This window comes from Clostridium gelidum (assembly GCF_019977655.1).
Taxonomy (GTDB): Bacteria; Bacillota; Clostridia; order Clostridiales; family Clostridiaceae; genus Clostridium; species Clostridium gelidum.
In genome coordinates this window covers 2421551-2438639 of sequence record NZ_AP024849.1, presented here as the reverse complement: position 1 = coordinate 2438639, position 17089 = coordinate 2421551, and the positions used below count along the sequence as shown (strand labels likewise).

The 17089-nt window shown below is 28.5% G+C and carries 18 protein-coding genes; 3 read left to right on the top strand and 15 right to left on the bottom strand.

The genetic code is table 11. The features are described from left to right. Positions 1-12: 12 nt before the first annotated feature. The 11 genes from psyc5s11_RS10745 to psyc5s11_RS10695 all read right to left on the bottom strand — a co-directional run bounded on the left by psyc5s11_RS10745 (position 13) and on the right by psyc5s11_RS10695 (position 11797). On the bottom strand, positions 13-1479 hold the full coding sequence (locus psyc5s11_RS10745; protein WP_224037578.1) for an efflux RND transporter periplasmic adaptor subunit: 1467 nt from the start codon (positions 1477-1479) through the stop codon (positions 13-15). A 1-nt stretch (position 1480) separates the two neighbouring features. Then, positions 1481-2668: a TolC family protein gene (locus tag psyc5s11_RS10740; RefSeq protein WP_224037577.1), complete on the bottom strand. Its 1188-nt coding sequence runs from the start codon at positions 2666-2668 to the stop codon at positions 1481-1483. 376 nt (positions 2669-3044) lie between these two features. After that, the gene (locus psyc5s11_RS10735) at positions 3045-3743 is read right to left on the bottom strand and encodes a response regulator transcription factor (protein WP_224037576.1); all 699 of its coding nucleotides are present in this window, start codon (positions 3741-3743) and stop codon (positions 3045-3047) included. A gap of 45 nt (positions 3744-3788) precedes the next feature. Further along, positions 3789-5252, bottom strand: a complete 1464-nt coding sequence (locus psyc5s11_RS10730; RefSeq protein ID WP_224037575.1) for a HAMP domain-containing sensor histidine kinase — start codon at positions 5250-5252, stop codon at positions 3789-3791. Continuing rightward, entirely contained in the window at positions 5249-5578 is a 330-nt protein-coding gene (locus psyc5s11_RS10725) for a hypothetical protein (RefSeq protein ID WP_224037574.1), read from the bottom strand. Before psyc5s11_RS10725 ends, psyc5s11_RS10730 begins: the two co-directional genes overlap by 4 nt. Positions 5579-5582: 4 nt before the next feature. Beyond that, complete coding sequence (locus psyc5s11_RS10720; RefSeq protein ID WP_224037573.1) at positions 5583-6446, bottom strand: pseudouridine synthase; 864 nt, start codon at positions 6444-6446, stop codon at positions 5583-5585. Between the two features lie 110 nt (positions 6447-6556). Then, positions 6557-7315 (bottom strand): YdcF family protein, encoded by a 759-nt coding sequence (locus psyc5s11_RS10715; protein ID WP_224037572.1) that lies wholly within the window; start codon positions 7313-7315, stop codon positions 6557-6559. A gap of 221 nt (positions 7316-7536) precedes the next feature. Beyond that, a complete protein-coding gene (locus tag psyc5s11_RS10710; protein ID WP_224037571.1) occupies positions 7537-9387 on the bottom strand; it encodes an alpha-amylase in 1851 nt (616 codons plus the stop codon). A 338-nt stretch (positions 9388-9725) separates the two neighbouring features. Continuing rightward, entirely contained in the window at positions 9726-10613 is an 888-nt protein-coding gene (hslO, locus tag psyc5s11_RS10705) for an Hsp33 family molecular chaperone HslO (protein WP_224037570.1), read from the bottom strand. Positions 10614-10730: 117 nt separating this feature from the next. Further along, positions 10731-11468 (bottom strand): class I SAM-dependent DNA methyltransferase, encoded by a 738-nt coding sequence (locus psyc5s11_RS10700; RefSeq protein WP_224037569.1) that lies wholly within the window; start codon positions 11466-11468, stop codon positions 10731-10733. Between the two features lie 107 nt (positions 11469-11575). Further along, the gene (locus tag psyc5s11_RS10695) at positions 11576-11797 is read right to left on the bottom strand and encodes a small, acid-soluble spore protein, alpha/beta type (protein ID WP_224037568.1); all 222 of its coding nucleotides are present in this window, start codon (positions 11795-11797) and stop codon (positions 11576-11578) included. A gap of 380 nt (positions 11798-12177) precedes the next feature. Here psyc5s11_RS10695 and psyc5s11_RS10690 point away from each other — a divergent pair, with 380 nt between their 5' ends. From psyc5s11_RS10690 to dapB, 3 genes are all read left to right on the top strand, one after another. Then, positions 12178-13161: an aspartate-semialdehyde dehydrogenase gene (locus tag psyc5s11_RS10690; RefSeq protein ID WP_224037567.1), complete on the top strand. Its 984-nt coding sequence runs from the start codon at positions 12178-12180 to the stop codon at positions 13159-13161. Between the two features lie 156 nt (positions 13162-13317). Continuing rightward, entirely contained in the window at positions 13318-14196 is an 879-nt protein-coding gene (gene dapA, locus psyc5s11_RS10685) for a 4-hydroxy-tetrahydrodipicolinate synthase (protein ID WP_224037566.1), read from the top strand. Positions 14197-14207: 11 nt separating this feature from the next. Next, a complete protein-coding gene (gene dapB / locus psyc5s11_RS10680; RefSeq protein WP_224037565.1) occupies positions 14208-14960 on the top strand; it encodes a 4-hydroxy-tetrahydrodipicolinate reductase in 753 nt (250 codons plus the stop codon). A gap of 82 nt (positions 14961-15042) precedes the next feature. Here the strand turns inward: dapB and psyc5s11_RS10675 are convergent, their stop codons facing one another. The 4 genes from psyc5s11_RS10675 to psyc5s11_RS10660 all read right to left on the bottom strand — a co-directional run bounded on the left by psyc5s11_RS10675 (position 15043) and on the right by psyc5s11_RS10660 (position 17038). Next, the gene (locus tag psyc5s11_RS10675) at positions 15043-15465 is read right to left on the bottom strand and encodes a hypothetical protein (protein WP_224037564.1); all 423 of its coding nucleotides are present in this window, start codon (positions 15463-15465) and stop codon (positions 15043-15045) included. Then, on the bottom strand, positions 15458-15826 hold the full coding sequence (locus tag psyc5s11_RS10670) for a nucleotidyltransferase family protein (protein WP_224037563.1): 369 nt from the start codon (positions 15824-15826) through the stop codon (positions 15458-15460). Before psyc5s11_RS10670 ends, psyc5s11_RS10675 begins: the two co-directional genes overlap by 8 nt. Positions 15827-16574: 748 nt before the next feature. After that, positions 16575-16928: an HD domain-containing protein gene (locus psyc5s11_RS10665; protein ID WP_224037562.1), complete on the bottom strand. Its 354-nt coding sequence runs from the start codon at positions 16926-16928 to the stop codon at positions 16575-16577. Then, on the bottom strand, positions 16901-17038 hold the full coding sequence (locus psyc5s11_RS10660) for a hypothetical protein (RefSeq protein WP_224037561.1): 138 nt from the start codon (positions 17036-17038) through the stop codon (positions 16901-16903). Before psyc5s11_RS10660 ends, psyc5s11_RS10665 begins: the two co-directional genes overlap by 28 nt. Between the last annotated feature and the right edge of the window lie 51 nt (positions 17039-17089).

The window sequence follows — 17089 nt, the reverse complement described above, 5'->3', positions numbered from 1 at the left end:
AAAACTCACCTCTTATTTATTCTTATTTATTTGTACAATACTTCCTGGTTTATAAGTTGTTGTATCACCAATTACAATTAATCCATCTTTAATATCTTCTCCTTGAATTTCTATATTGACATCTGATTCTATTCCTTTAGTAACTGGAATTTCTTTAACCACATATTTTCCTTTTTGTTCTTCTGCTACATATATATTATTTCCATTCTTACTCTTAACAATAGATGAATATGGAACTGCATATATATCATCTTTCTCATCTAAAACAATATTAACTATAGCATTCATACCCTCTTTAATATTTTCATTTTTACTATCTATCTTAACTTTTGCTGTAAATGTTACATCAGTACTTGTAGAAGTACTACTACTTGTACTACTGCTGCTAGTTCCTGATGAGCTATTACTTGATGAGCTACTACTTGTACTAGAACTACTTGAAATTGGATCAATACTCATAATTTCTCCAGCAATTACTTCTTTTCCAGTTGCATCTGTTGTTATATTTGCCTTTTGTCCAACCTTTATCTTAGGAACATCTACTTCAGCAATAGATACATTTACAATTAGATCACTTAAATCCTCAATTTTGAATAAAGCACCACTACTTGAATTACCTACTGTTGCATTAACATTTGTTATTGTTCCATCAACTGGTGCTACAATTGTGCAATCTGCTAGAGCCTTTTGTTTATTCTCTAAATCCATCTGATTACTTTTATTTTCAGAAGCTAATTTTGACTTTTCATAATCATTTTTTGCTTTATCTAATGATTGCTGAACTGTTACTTTTGAATTCTCTAAATTTACAGTTGCGTTATCATAATTCGCTTTTGCCTTTTCATAATCATTTTTCGCTTTATTTAAAACTTCCTGTGAAACCTCGCCATTTTCAAGCATCACCTTATTATAGTCATAATTTTTTTGCGCCGTTTCAAGATCTAGCTTATTTGAATTAACAGCTGTCTCTTTACTTATTAAATCTGTATTTAAATTATTATCATACAAATATATAAGATTGTCATAAGCTTTCTTATTATTTTCTAGATCTATTTGTGTTGAAGCATCATTATTCTTAATTGTTTCTTGCAATTTTGCTATATCTTGTTCTAGAGTTTCAGTATCTAATACTGCTAAAACATCTCCTGCCTTTACCTTATCACCAACTGATACATTCACAGTTTTTACTTTTCCAGTAGAATTACTATAAACATTTGTATTGCTATCACTTTTTACTGATCCTGAAGTACTAAGGCTTTTTACAAGATTAGTTTTATTTAAAACAGTATATTTAACATTACTTTTCGCTGCTAGTGCCTTTTTATTAGCATAAATTTTATATCCGACAATTCCTACAATTATAATAATTATTATAGTTGATATTATTATTACTTTTTTATTTAGGAATTTTTTCTTTATAACTTCCTTGTTTATAATTTCTTTATTTCCTAAGTTTTTCTTTTTAAATGATAGCTTCAATTTAGTACCCTTCTTTCATTTCAATATACTTTAAATATAATAGATAGCACGAATTTCTAGATTTAATAAAAGAAGCAATATCAGTATCCAGCTTTAATTTTTTAGCATCTAGTCCGTTTTGAGAGATGAACCCATAATCATATTGTGTTTGAGTAACTTGATACTCTTTTTGTTCTTGAATTATTACATCATAACTGCTTTTTATTGAATTATATGAAGTAATAAGATCATTATATTTTCCTTTAAAGTCTGTTTCTGCAGTATTTATTGCTTGTTTTAAAGAAATTTCAGCATTATCAACATTATAATCATATATGTCTGTATCATCATCTTTTTCATCGTCTAAGTCATCAATAGCATCATTTTTATCTTTTATATCAAAATTATTATCAAGCATTTGATTTAAGTCATTCTCATAATTTATTTTTGAAATAACTTGAAAATCTTCATTTATTTCTGTATTAAATATCATTTTTTCTTCTGGGCTAATTCCTAGTGTATTGCATAATTGTATTCTTTCAAGTTCTACTTTATCTTTTGATGAATTCAAATCATTGACTGAGGTATTTTTTTGTAAATTATCAATATATGTATTTTTAGATATAAACCCACTATCATATTGAAGTTTATATACTTTTGCTTCTTTTTCATTAGTCTTTACTGTATCTTCGTTTAATTTTTGTGTAGCTAAATCAGATAAATAATTTAAGTAAGCTGTTTGTGCTGAATAAACTACACTTTCAACTTTTTGGTCATAATTAGTTTTCGCTGTTTTATAATTATTTTTAGTTGTTTCATAGTCCTTTTTAGCTGCGTTATAATCTGTCACAGATTTATCATAAACTGCCTTATCTGCATTATAAGCAGTATGATTAGCATCATCAGTAGCATACTTTGAATCTGAACTTTGAGGCTTATCACTATCAGTAGGTTCTGTTTTTCCCTCATAAGTTGACTTGGCATCATCACGCTTTTCTTTTGTAATTTTTAGATTATTGTCTGCAATTTTAAGGTCCAAATTATTCTCAATCACAATATCTCTTATATTATCTAAGGATATTTTTATAGTGTTTTCAGTTGTAGTTACAACATTATCAGTTGTAGCTGCTTGTACACTAGATATATTTACCAATGATATGTTTGTTAGCATTAAAGTCATTATTAAACAACTTATAAATATCTTTTTCAATTTTGTCTCCTCCTCAATTTGTCATTCTACAATAATATTCTACTTTTAAATATAATTTAATTGTTATCCTTAGTATAATAGGTAATTCTAACCTTGCTATAAAACAAATATAAACAAATTATAAACCAATGTTAAATTTACGTTAAATATTTTAGTTCTAAAAAAGCTATATAAAAAAACTAACTTGTTCTAAAATTATAAAACATTAGTTATTTATATAGCTTATTAGCAATTTATCCGATAGCTAGCAACCGTAACACTCCCATTCTTCAAGTGTGAGATAACGGTTGCACGCTCCTGGATAAGTTCTTCTAAGCTTCATGTGGAGAAAATTGTATCTATATTAAGAAAACTCCACCTGAAGCTAAGAATCACTTTATATATTAAATCTATATCCAGCTCCCCATACGGTTTCTATATACTCAGGATTACTGCTATCTAATTCAATTTTTTCTCTTATTCTATTAATATGAACAGTAACAGTTGAACTGTCTCCTAAGGATTCTTCTCCCCAAATCCTATCTAATAACTTATCCTTTGAAAAAACGATATTGGGGTTTAGTGCTAAAAACATTAATAATTCGAATTCTTTATTTGCAAATTTAACTTCTTCCTCTACAACATAAACTCTTCTAGCTTTAAGTAAAATCTTAATTCTTCCAATAGTTATTGAACTTCTTTCAATATTATTATCCTTATCAATGTTTGTAAGACGTTCATAACGAGAGATATGTGCATTTACTCGTGCTACAAGTTCACTAGGACTAAATGGCTTTACAATATAATCATCTGCTCCAATTCCAAGTCCTTGTATCTTGTAAATATCTTCTTTTTTAGCTGTGACCATTAAAATCGGTATTTCCTTTACAGCTCTTATTTCTGTACACACCTTAAATCCATCTTTGCCTGGTAACATAACATCTAATAAGATCAAATCAAATTCTTTATTTAAGGCAAGTTCTAATCCTTCTGTTCCTGTACTCGCAATTTCAGTTTGAAATCCAGATACTTCAAGATAATCTCGTTCTAATTCAGCAATACTTTCATCATCTTCTATAATCAATATGCTTTTCATTTAATATCCCTCTCTTCATTTAAGATAGTGTTTCAGTTTGGTTATCTATATTGATTCTTTATCCGAAATTTTAGGAAGAGTTATCTTTATTGTAAGCCCATCCATATTATAAGCTTCAATTTTTCCACCATGGGCTTCTACAATATTTTTTGCTATAGCGAGTCCAAGTCCACTTCCTTCACTAGGTTTTGTTCTTGAAGAATCTCCTCTATAAAAACTTACAAATAAATTAGAAATTTCCTCCTCTTCTACACCTTTCCCATTATCACTAACTTCTACAACTACGGAATCTTCTTTTTCAAATAATCGTATTTTGATTTCACCCATGCAATTGCCATTATATTTCACACTATTTTCTACTATATTTAAAAGAACCCTATTCATTTCCTGACAGTCTATTTTCACCCTACATAAATCATCACATTTACTATTAAAAAAGAATTCAATATCTTTTCCATAAAACTCATCTTTTACGTGATTATAAAAACTTTTCATATATTCCTTTATATTTATTTTATCAAATTTAAATGGAAAACTACCTGTATCTAATTTTGAAAATAAAAATAGCCTATCTACAAGGATATCCATATCACATGCTTTCGTATAAATTGTGTTTAGATATTTTTTTTGTTTTTCAGGAGTTTTTGCAATTCCATCAATTAATCCTTCTACATATCCTTTAATTGCTGTGAGCGGAGTTCTTAAATCGTGAGATATTCCAACTACCAATTGCTTTCTGTCTTCCTCATATTTTAATTGCGCATCAACAGAATCTTTTAATCTCAGTCTCATTTCATCAAAATCACCGCAAACTTGTTTAAACTCATCATCACTTTCATAATTCATCTCAAAATCAAGATTTCCATTTTTAATCTGTTCAGCCCCATAACTTAAAAGTTCAAGAGGAACTATCAATTTTTTATAAATCTTTGTAGACAATATACCATTAGTTAATGTAACAACAATTAATGAAATAATAATAACTATAAATATATAACTTACTACAAAAGTTGACATTTCATGTTTCATATCAAATCTTATAGGTTGGTAATTTGAATTAATTGCAATAATATTTACAACCTTGCTATCCTTTCTAAAGCTGTTTTTAACTAAAGAAGTTGAATTCATCTCAAGCACTAATGAATTAGATTTAAAAAGCATATCTTCTCCTATATTGGCAATAGCCTTTTTATCTTCATCTGTAACATTAGATGAAATTATTTCTCCATCATATGTAATTATTAAGTGATAACCTTTAGGCTTGAGAAACTCTTGCAACTCGGTGGGTAACTTAACAAAATCATCTTTATTATTAAAATTTTTTAAATCTGGTCTCAAGCTCTGTTGAATGAAGTAAGCATTAGAATCACGTTCTCTATCACTTGCAAATTTGCTTTCAAATGCTTTTGAAAATGGTATACTCATTATTCCAGCAATAATGAATATAATTACTACAGGTATTACAATCATAAGAATATTTGATATTGTAAGCCTCTTTTTTATTCTCATATTATTTCCTCAACCAATTTCTTATTAATAAGTAAATCTGTCAAATCGATTTTATTAGGGTTAACAAGCAAGGAATAATCCTTAATCCATATGTTTCCATCTATAATCTTACATTCATCAACTTTTTCAGTAGGATTTTCATCATAAACTTCTTCTAATTCTTTGTTTTTAGTAAGAACAACAATTCTTCTGCAAGGTTCTTCAGTTTCATCGTAAATATTAAAAAAACTATTGTATGAGTCAAAGCTCTTTACTGATGTAACTACTTTTAAAATCAAATTGTATTTCTTTGCAGCTTCCATTGCATTCATATATTCCTTATTCATTTCATTATCTCTCCTTATCTTTAGTAGCAACTCTAGCTTTAAGTTCTATTACCTCTTCTTCATAAAGCCCTCTCCATTTTCCAGCCTCAATACCAGAAGTACTTATATTCATAATTCTAATTCTTTCTAGTTTTATAACTTTATATCCTAACGCTCCACTCATCTTGCGAATTTGTTTATTAAGCCCTTGGGTTAAAATAATTTTAAACGTATTCTCATTGACCCTAAAAACTTCACAAGGCCTTGTTTTAAGCGTATTCTTCTTACTAATTTTGTTTTGCTTTAAATCTGTTAATTGTACTTTATTTAATTTATCAAAGTTCTCTTTGCTGAGTTCAACTTCTTTATCATTTTCAAGCTTGCAAACACCCAATGTATCTGATATTCTTTTAATTCCAGAACTTTCATTTCCTGAAATTTCAACACCTGTAGCCATTTGTTTAATAAATTCATCATCAAAAATTTTATCTACCCTAACTATATATTCTTTTTCATGCAAATTTTCCGATTCCAGAATTTCATTAGCTAACTCTCCATCATTGGTCATAATTATAAGCCCTTGTGATTCTTTATCTAGCCTACCAACCGGAAATATATACTGAGGATATTTCATGAAATCAATTATATTATCTTTTACTTTATTTTCTGCTGTACACGTAATTCCAACAGGTTTATTGAGTGCAATATAAACTTTATTCCTCATTAAAATAGGCTTATCGTCAAGAAGAATTTCATCCGTGTCTGCTTCCACCCATTGTCCTAAAACGCAAAACTCTCCATTAACCTTAACTCTTTTTTCTTCAATTAGGCTATTAGTTTCTTTTCTAGAACAAATTCCATAGTTGCTAAAAAGTTTATTTATCCTCATTTTATAAATTTATCCTTTCATAAAGCATATTCTAAAATAACTAGCCCATATGTAGTGTTATTTTACCACTATCTTTTTTAATTCTAAAGCCAATATATTTTTGTAACTGCTTATTTATCAAAAAGCACACTTTTTACAATTGCAAAAGCCTCTCTAGTATATGTTACAGGAATTAAATACCACACTGTAGAGCAAGAATAATTATCAAAATTCACATACCCATTTCTCTTTGCTAAAATACTACTTCTAAAAGCATGGAAATCTGTTGTTACTATTTTAACATTAATTTCATCTAACGATTTATGACTATGTTCTTCTATTTTTTTCTTAGAAAATTCAAAGTTTTGATTCGTATCTCTTGATTTGTCCTCTAGTATTAGTCTATCATTATTTATGCCTTTTTCTTGCAAATACTTACTCATAGCATGGGATTCTGGCATATCCTCATCCTCTCCCTGCCCACCAGATAATACAATATATGCTTTATCATTTGTCTTTAAACATTCTATTGCTGCATCAAGTCTTTCGCGAAGTATTAAACTAGGATTTATTCTATTGGTAAGCCCTGCCCCTAACACAAGAATATAATCATCTTTTTTTTCATTATGCTTAGGGTAAGTTACTATCATAGCTTCTATTCCCAAGAAACAAATAAATCCAATGCACAAAAATATCTTTGCAATTTTAAATCCTTTAGATAAAAATTCACGTTCTTTTATTTTGTTTTTAACAAAATGATATAATATTAAGATAATTCCTAAAATTACAATTGGCAAACTAAATGCAATTCTTGCACCACTCATAAAATTTATAGCAATTACATGTAAAATCAAAACTACCCCTAAAATAGCATCCCAAAATTTCTTCAAAATTCATCTCTCCTTATAATGTGATTCTATTACACCATATTTAGTTTCTTTTGTCTCTATAAATTCATTATAAATAGATTTCTTAAATTTGTATTTACATTTAATAAATAGTACAAAATATATCACAATATTGTAATAATATTGTCATACATAAATAATTTTGGCTAAAACAAATCAAGCTCAAATCCCAATATAAGGATTTAAGCTTGATAGTAGATACTTTAATTTTCTTTTATCCATATAGAATAAGATCCATCTAAAACTCTAAAAATTCCGCATCCATTTTCATCTATAACAACTTTGTCTGTTAATTGTTTAGTAGCATCTATCCATATCTCTCCTTTATGATGGATTCCAACATACATTATTTTTGTACCACCATAGTTAACTGTAATTATTGCTGCTACCCCAGATTCTTCATGTTCATTATTCCCTTCTCTAGTCCATCCTATAATAGACTCATTATCCATATAATCATGCTGCATCCCATAAGCATAATCTTTTCTTATCTTTAATATTATATCTAATTCATCTTTTATTCCATCAAAATTCATTTCTGGTATTCCATAATAATCTCCGTAGAAAACACATGGATATCCTTCTTGCCTCGTTAAAATAAATGTATATGCTAAAGGTTTAAACCAAGGTTGTACCCATGATTCTAGAGACTGTCCAAGTTGTGTATCATGATTATCAACAAAAGTAACTGCTTTATCTGGATTAACCTTTAAATAAGTATTATCCATTAATGTTCGCATATCAAAGAGCCCCAATGAATTACTAGCATTTTGAAAGTTAAAATGAAGTGGTGCATCAAATAAGCTCATACTGCCTCCACATTTATCCATATAATTTTCAAGACTATTAACATTATGTGTCCAATATTCGCCTACTGCAAAAAGCTCTTTTTTACTTTCTTTTCTCATATCCTTGAGCCAGTCTTCAAAAAAATCAAACTTAATATGCTTTATGGCATCTAATCTAAATCCATCAACGTTGGTCTCATATAAATACCATTTCCCCCAACTTTTAAGTTCATTAACTACATAAGGACTATCCATATCTAAATCTGCAAACATTAAAAAATCATAATTTCCATATTCAAGGTCTACATCCTTTTCCCACTCTTTTCCTTCAAATTTAAAAATACCATATTCTTTTGTAATGTCATCAAAATCTACTCCATCAAAATCATTTGCAGTCCATTTATATGCTGAATATTTATCTCCTCTTCCCGGGAAATTAAAAACTGTATGAGATCTTATTTCTCTTTCTTCTCCTACAAACTCATTTCTATTATAACTTGATACAGGTCTTGCAGATACAGTTTCAGCCTCATCTGCTCCCCCCTTATGATTAAATACCACATCACCATAAACTTTTATATTATTTTTATGTGATTCCTCTATAGCTTTTAAATATTCATCCTTTGTGCCATATTTAGTTTTAACGGTACCTTTTTGATCAAATTCTCCTAAATCATATAAGTCATATGATCCATATCCAACATCATAAATTCCATCAGCAGCCTTGCAAGCTGGTGGCAGCCATAGAGCTGTAATTCCAATAGTACGGAGCTTTTTAGCATTTTCTTTAACTCTATTCCAAAGAGAACCATCACAGGGATAATACCATTCAAAATATTGCATCATTGTTTCATTTGTCTCAATATGTTTTAAAATTTGTTCTGATTTTTTTAAAGTTTCTATTTCTTTTGAATTATCTATTTTCTTACTATTTGAATTATTGTTTTCCCGTATATTATCTTCAATATTATTGAAATTTAAGTTGTCTTCTTCAGCTCTCTGTCCTTTATTTATATTTTCTTCACTAATTGATTTTTTATCAAGCTCTATTTTTACTATTGAATCGTGTTCATAATTATCCTCTGCTTGTTGTTTTTCTTCTACTTCGTTTTTACTATCTTTAGATACATTATTATCTTCTGACGCCTCATTTTTTGAGTCCTCATTTGAAAGTGACCCTTTATATTTTAATATCCCATCTTTAAAGATATCATCTATTCTTAATTCTTGTAGCTTTAATTTAATAGCCTTACTAATCCTACCCATCTCTACCTCCACATTCATACATAATTTCTATACTGAAATTACATGTCTTACTGTAAACTCATCTTAATTAAAATTCACAAATTACTTTATTCTAGTAATTGCTTTAAATTATACCACATTTCTCTATATATGTTGTTTAGATAAAATATAGTTATACAATATAAAAGTTAAACCCACCCCTTTATCTAACACAAACAAAGGATAATCTGATATTTAAAATTCATCAGATTATCCTCTATTTTTATTTATTCTATTTATTTCTTCATATATATATTACAATTAACAATTTATACGCTTTATTGGTAGGTAACCTGTGGGCAATGTACAATTCAGGCAGATTACTTATTTTTATTTATTATCAATAATTCCCCTATATCTTTATTGGTGAATTCATATTTCTTGTTGCAGAAGTTACATACTATTTCTTCTGTCTTTCCATCATCGTATATTTCTTGAAGAGTTTCTTTCCCAATAGATATTAAAGCTTTTTCTACTCTTTCCTTAGAGCAATCACATTTATATTCTGGCTTAAGGGAATCTAATATTTTCAAGTCCATTCCATCAAAAATATATTCTAAAATTTCTTCTATCGTTTTTCCTTCACTTATCAAAGTAGTTATTGGTGGGATTTCTTCTAATCTATATGTTATAACATCTGCAAGAAGTTCATCTGCCCCTGGCATCATTTGAACTATAAATCCTCCAGCAGCTTTTATTGATAAATCTCTATCAACTAATACACCAAGTGATACTGCTGATGGTGTTTGTTCTGACACTGTAAAGTAATATGCAAAATCTTCTGCTATTTCTCCAGTTTGTATTGGCACTTGTCCTACATATGGATCCTTTAAACCTAGGTCTTTTATTACATATAAAAGTCCATCTGTTCCAATAGCTCCACCAACATCTAACTTTCCTTTTTCGTTAAGTTGTCTATCAATATATGGATTTCCTATAAATCCTTTAACAGATGCATCATCATGAGCTGTTACTGTTATTCCGTTTATTTCTCCATTACCATTTATCTTTAAAGTTATAACTTCTTTTTCACTTTTTAAAGTTGATCCAATTAATGCTCCCGCAGTTAACATTCTACCAAAACCAGCAGATGCTACTGGTGTACATTCGTGCATCATAGTACCTTCATTTACTAAATTAGTTGTAATTGCTGCAATTATTCTAACCATTCCATCCTTAGCTGTTGCTCTAATTAATTTATCTTCCATTATTATTTCATCTCCTACTTAATTCAGTTAACAGTTATAAGTTAACAATTAACAGTTTATTTTACAATTTCCTTTTGAAATTGAATTATTTAATAAATTTAATTCAAACTTACTTAATTATTTACTTACTATATAAAGTATTCTTTCACTATTCTCATCTACTTTTTGATCAGAATATCCAGCAAATTTTTCAAGAATTTTGAATCCGCATTCTTGTAAAGCTTGTTCTATATGTGATTCTTTATACGCTCTTTCAAAATGCTCTTCTTCAAACTTTTCATAAAGACCATTGTCTTGCTTTACAAAAAAGGTTAAAAACATATTTAATACTTCTTCCTCAAAAGAATTTTCCCATGTATAAAAAATTTCATCTGAGCTATATGTGTATATATTATTTCCAAGGACTGTAGAAAGTTTGTAATATGAATTTATATCAAATATAAACAATCCATCTTCTTTTAAATGTTCATAAACATTTCTGAAATATTGTAATAAATCTTCATCCTCTGTTATATAATTAGTTGAATCAAGGACAGAAGTTATAAGATTAAATGTCCTATTTAAGCTTAATTCACACATATCTTGACATATTACTTTTGCCTTAATTTTATTTTTCTTAAATTTATCAAAAGCTATATTTAGCATATCATCTGATAAATCTACTGCATATGTATTTTTAAAGTATTTTGCTACCTTAATTGCAACATTACCTGTTCCACATGCTAAATCTAAATAATCTTCAAAAATCATACCATTTTCAGTGCATATATCTATAACCTTCTCGCAAACTTTATCATAATTAATATCTTCATATATTAATTCATCATATATATTTGCAAATTCTCCATATGCCATATAATTTATCACGCCCTTAATTTAGTGTATTAATTCGTCTAGTCTATTATATCGTAATAATGTACTTAGTCAATTAGTCAGACTAAAACAAAAGGCTGTGATTTTTGTTATTTCAAATTGTTTCTTTTCCGTTTAGCCATAAGGCCTCCAATTCGACCAGTTTCTTCAGCCGATAATTCAGCCCAGCCCATTTTACTAACCTTATCAGTTAATCCTAGTTCTTCTGCAATTTCATATTTGATTTTCTCTCTCATTTGTTCTTCTTCTGTGAGTTCTTTATTAGCTTTAATTTTTGCTTTTATTATTTTTTTTACATTTTCACTACTCATATTTCATCCTACCTCTCTTAAAAGTATTAATATTATTATTTCCTTTATATTTATTATTATTCTATAAGAATTTTTTGTAATGTTTATCACCTATCATGCTAGTTTTTGATGAAAAAAGTGACTGTATTATGTCCAGTTAATGGTGAATGATTATGGCTAAAATTCCTTAAGTTTTTAGATGTGAAAAGTTCCGTATTGTGCTTCGCACTCTTTTTATAGGTGCATATTCTTTTATCATTTTCCTAATTAATGGAATATATTATAATAATGAATAGATTTTTTTAACTAATTTATCCTATTGACTTGATATTTATTTCATATTTAACTATAGTATTTGTATATATTAAAAATATATATAATTAAATTTAGGAGGGATTATTGTGTATAATATTGCAATAGTTGGGGCTACTGGAAATGTAGGAAGAAAATTTTTAGAGATTTTAGAAGAAAGAAATTTTCCAGTAAAAAATTTATATCTTTTCGCATCAAAAAGATCAGAAGGTAGTACTTTACCATTTAAAGGTAAGGATTATTTAGTCGAAGAAACTTGTGAAAAAAATATAAAGGATAAAAAAATAGATTATGCACTATTTTCAGCTGGTGGAGATGCAAGTAAAGAATTTGCACCTGTTTTTGCACAGTATGGGGCTGTAGTAATTGATAATAGTAGTACTTGGAGAATGGATCCTGAGGTTCCACTTGTAGTACCTGAAGTTAATCCAGAAGACATTAAACTTCATAAAGGAATAATTGCTAATCCAAATTGTTCAACAATTCAAGCAATGCCTATAATGAAAGCTTTAAATGATAAATATGGAATAAAAAGAATTGTTTATTCTACTTACCAAGCAGTATCTGGGGCAGGTGTCCAAGGTATAAAGGATTTAGAAGATGGAGTTAAAGGTATAGCACCTAAGAAGTTCCCTTATCCTATCGCTGGTAATGTATTACCTCATATAGATGTATTCTTAGAAGATGGTTACACTAAAGAAGAAGAAAAAATGATTAAGGAAACAAGAAAAATACTCCATGCACCAGACTTGAAAGTTACTGCAACAACTGCAAGAGTTGCTGTTCTTAACAGCCATAGTGAAAGTGTAAATGTAGAATTAAATTCTGAATTTGATGTAAAAGATATATTTGAATTATTAGGAAACACTCAAGGTGTAACTGTATATGATAATGTTAAGGAATTAAAATATCCAACTGCACTTGACGTTACTGGTAAAGATGATATTTATGTTGGAAGAATCAGAAGAGACTTTAGCGTAGATAATGGATTAAACTTATGGATTGTTGGAGATAACATAAGAAAAGGAGCAGCTCTTAACGCTATTCAAATTGCAGAATTAATGATAAAGTGAAACTTTTCAGGTGGAGTTTTATACTCCAGCTGAATTTAGTTGAACTCATCCAGGAGCGTGCAGCCGTTATCTCCCGATTTAGGGGGATTTACGGATGCTAGCTATCGGATTAAAGATAATAAATAGTCTGTAGCAATTTATGTTGGAGGAATCTAAATGTCAATATTTCAAGGTTCAGCTGTAGCTATAGTTACCCCTTTCAATGAAGATGGAGTTAATTTTGAAAAACTTAAAATTCTACTTGATTGGCATATTAAAGAAGGTACTGATGCTATTGTTATTTGTGGCACTACAGGTGAAGCTACTACAATGACAGAAAAGGAAAAAAAGGATACCATTAAATTTACAGTTGATGTTGTAAGCAAAAGAATCCCTGTAATTGCAGGGACTGGTTCAAACAACACTATTTCTGCTATTTCTATGAGTAAATATGCAGAAAGTGTTGGGGTTGATGGATTACTTGTTATTACTCCATATTATAATAAAACTACTCAAAATGGGTTGGTAAAACATTTTGAAGCTATAAATGATGAAGTTAAAACACCTATAATACTTTATAATGTTCCCGGTAGAACTGGAATTAATATCGACCCGAAAACTTTAGTTAAACTAGCGTCGTTAAGTAATGTTGTTGCTATAAAAGAAGCTAGTGGAAATATTAGTCAAATAGTTCAAATGAAAGCATTATGCAGAGATTCTATTGATATTTATTCTGGTAATGATGATCAAATAGTTTCTATAATGTCCCTTGGTGGCATCGGTATTATTTCTGTTTTAGCTAATATAATTCCAAAAAAAGTTCATGAAATAGCTCAAAAATGTTTAGAAAATAATTATAAAGAAGCTTTAGATATTCAATTAAATACCTTATCTTTAGCAAACACTTTATTTATAGAAACAAGTCCAATCCCAGTTAAAACAGCCATGAATCTTATGGGACTTAACGTTGGTCCTTTAAGACTTCCTCTTTGTGAAATGGAATGTCACAATGAAGAAATACTAAAAGCTGCTTTAATAGAGAATAAATTGATGTAAGGTGATAATAAATGATAAAAATAGTATTAAATGGTTGTTCAGGTAAAATGGGTAAGATGATTACAGAGTGCGCTAATAACTTTAAGGGTTTAGAAATAATCGCTGGAATTGATAAATACCCAAGTAATGCTTCATATCCAATATTTGAAACTGTAGAAGATTTAAATATTGATTATGATGTTTTATTAGATTTTTCAAGATCTGATGCTCTTCATGCTCTATTAGAATTAACAGAGAAAAACAACAAACCATTAGTAATCTGTTCAACTGGATTTTCTAAGGAAGATTTAGATTTAATAGATGAAAAAAGTAAATCTCTTAAGTTATTTAAGACAGGTAATTTGTCTTATGGAATTAATCTAATAACCTCTCTTTTAAAGAAAATCACTCCACTTCTTTATGGAAATTATGATATAGAAATAGTTGAAAAGCATCATAACCAAAAAGTAGATGCACCTAGTGGTACTGCAATAATGCTTGCTGATGCTGTAAAAGAATCAATTAAAGATACCACTAAATATGTATATGGACGAGAAGGTAATTCTAAAAGAGAAGAAAATGAAATTGGTATCCATGCAGTTAGAGGTGGCTCTATTATAGGAGACCATGAAGTTATTTTTGCTGGAACTGGTGAAGTAATAGAACTAACTCACAAAGCAATATCAAGAGAAGTTTTTGCAATTGGTGCTTTAAAAGCATGTGAATATATGGCGTCACGAACTAAACCAGGATTATATGACATGAATGATGTTATAGAACTTTAATAATAGTTACTTTATAGTAAAAAGAAACAGAATGGAAACCTCCATTCTGTTTCTTTTTTATTATTTCTGTTTACTCTCAAATCTATTTAAGTAGATCCTTAATTGATTGTTCTAATTCACTTATATATTCTAAATTATTCTTTAAATTTAAAAGAAGATCTTCATCTTTAGGCATCTTATATCTATGTGCTAATCTATTTCTTAATCTTCTTGATGTATTATAAAATTCAAAAAATTCATCACTTATTTTATTTGAACTTTTAACTATTTCCATGCCTTGTATTGCTGAAATATCTACTTTAAATTTATTTAAATGCTTTAAACTTATTGATACATAATCCTCACATAATATATGAAAATCTAAAAAATAAGCTCTTACACTATGATATAAAAGTTTTTTTATATCATTATCACATTTTTCTAGTGAATCTATACATTCTTTGAAGTCACTTTCCCACTCTTTGAAATCTCCAAGTAATTTTAAAACTCTATCTCTATTAATCAATTAAATCTCTCTCCCTCATATGGATAAAATCACTGTTTTCAGCAAAGAATATCTCCACAAACTCATATAATTTTTCAAATGCATGATTTTCACTATAAATAACTTCTGCATCATTTACAATATTTTTTAGTAATATTCTGTCACTATCTTCTCTTATCTTCACAATATCTACACTCTTATTTAATGCTTTTTCTAGTTCAGCTTCTAAAGCTAATTCTTCATCTAAAGTCAAATTACCTATTATAAAAATGTCATAATCTGAATCTTCTCTATAATCTCCTCTAGCACGGCTTCCAAATATGCCAATTGAATCTAAATTATATTTATGCGCTACATCACTTATTATTTTTCTTGGATTCATATGATAACACCACCAATCTACAAGACTTTATAAATAATATCTTATCATACTTTTAATATTAAAAATATAATTATACAATTATTAGCTGCTCTTCTATGACAACAAACGAAAAGAAAGATTCAAAACCTTTTACGTAGTCAATTCCTTTCCATCAACGATTTTTACATAGTCTCCAATTATATTATTGAAATACCAATAAAAAGTAAACTAATTAAAATCATAAAATCCTCCTTGCATATTAGCAATATAATTCCATTGCATTATAATCTACAACATTGTAGCAACTACAAAATTTTGATTGTTACACCTTTATAGAAGATAGTGTATTAAATTACGCTCATAATATCTGCAACAAATTGGAATTTACTGTTCTCTATCATCTTGCTTTTTCTTTTTTGAATTCATATAAGTAAGGACAAGAACAAGGCCAATTGAAAAAGCAACCCAAGGAAATGCAGCATTAAAAAAATCTCCCACTTCACTTACCTCCTTTCTAATACTCTTATATAGATTTCTGTTTATCTATATGATATATAAAGAATCTTTACTTCATATTTCTTACTATCATGTATTAATTATAGCATATATTGTAAATTTACCATTATCTAATTTCTAAATAGCATTTTTATATTTTGCTACATATTTTCCTAGGGCGTAGCAAAAATACCGCAAATTCATTGAATAATACGATATTCTAATTTTTTATATTTAATTTTACTTATTGATCCTGCTACATGATATAAGAATCTTACGCAACGCCAAATTCAAGTTTAAGTTTTTCATACCTGTTTTTTTCATGTGCCATGATTTCAAACATAGGATTATACAAGCAGTGTTGAAATACATCTGCATCTATTAAAACTTCATTAAAACCAGAATGCACGACTTCTTTTTCACTGTGGTTATAAATAGCATCGCAAATCAGTTTAGTTTCATCATCATTTGTTATCTGCAATGATGTCAAAATTTCTCTTGCCAATGTAGCACCTTTATGTGCATGGTCTTTTGTGTCCATTTTAGCATACGAATATATGTCGTGGAGCATGCCTGACATAGTTGCAAGTTCAGCATTTTTCAACGCTTTAGTGCAATTAATGCACAAGATTGAGCAACTCCATATAAATGCAAATAAGCACATCTTCGTTCTTCAACATCTGTCATATTCAAGAGTATTTCATCAATATATTTTCTTAAAATTTCAATTCTGTTCATAATTGCTTCACCCCACTTGATATAAATAATCTTTAATTCGTCATAATTTAC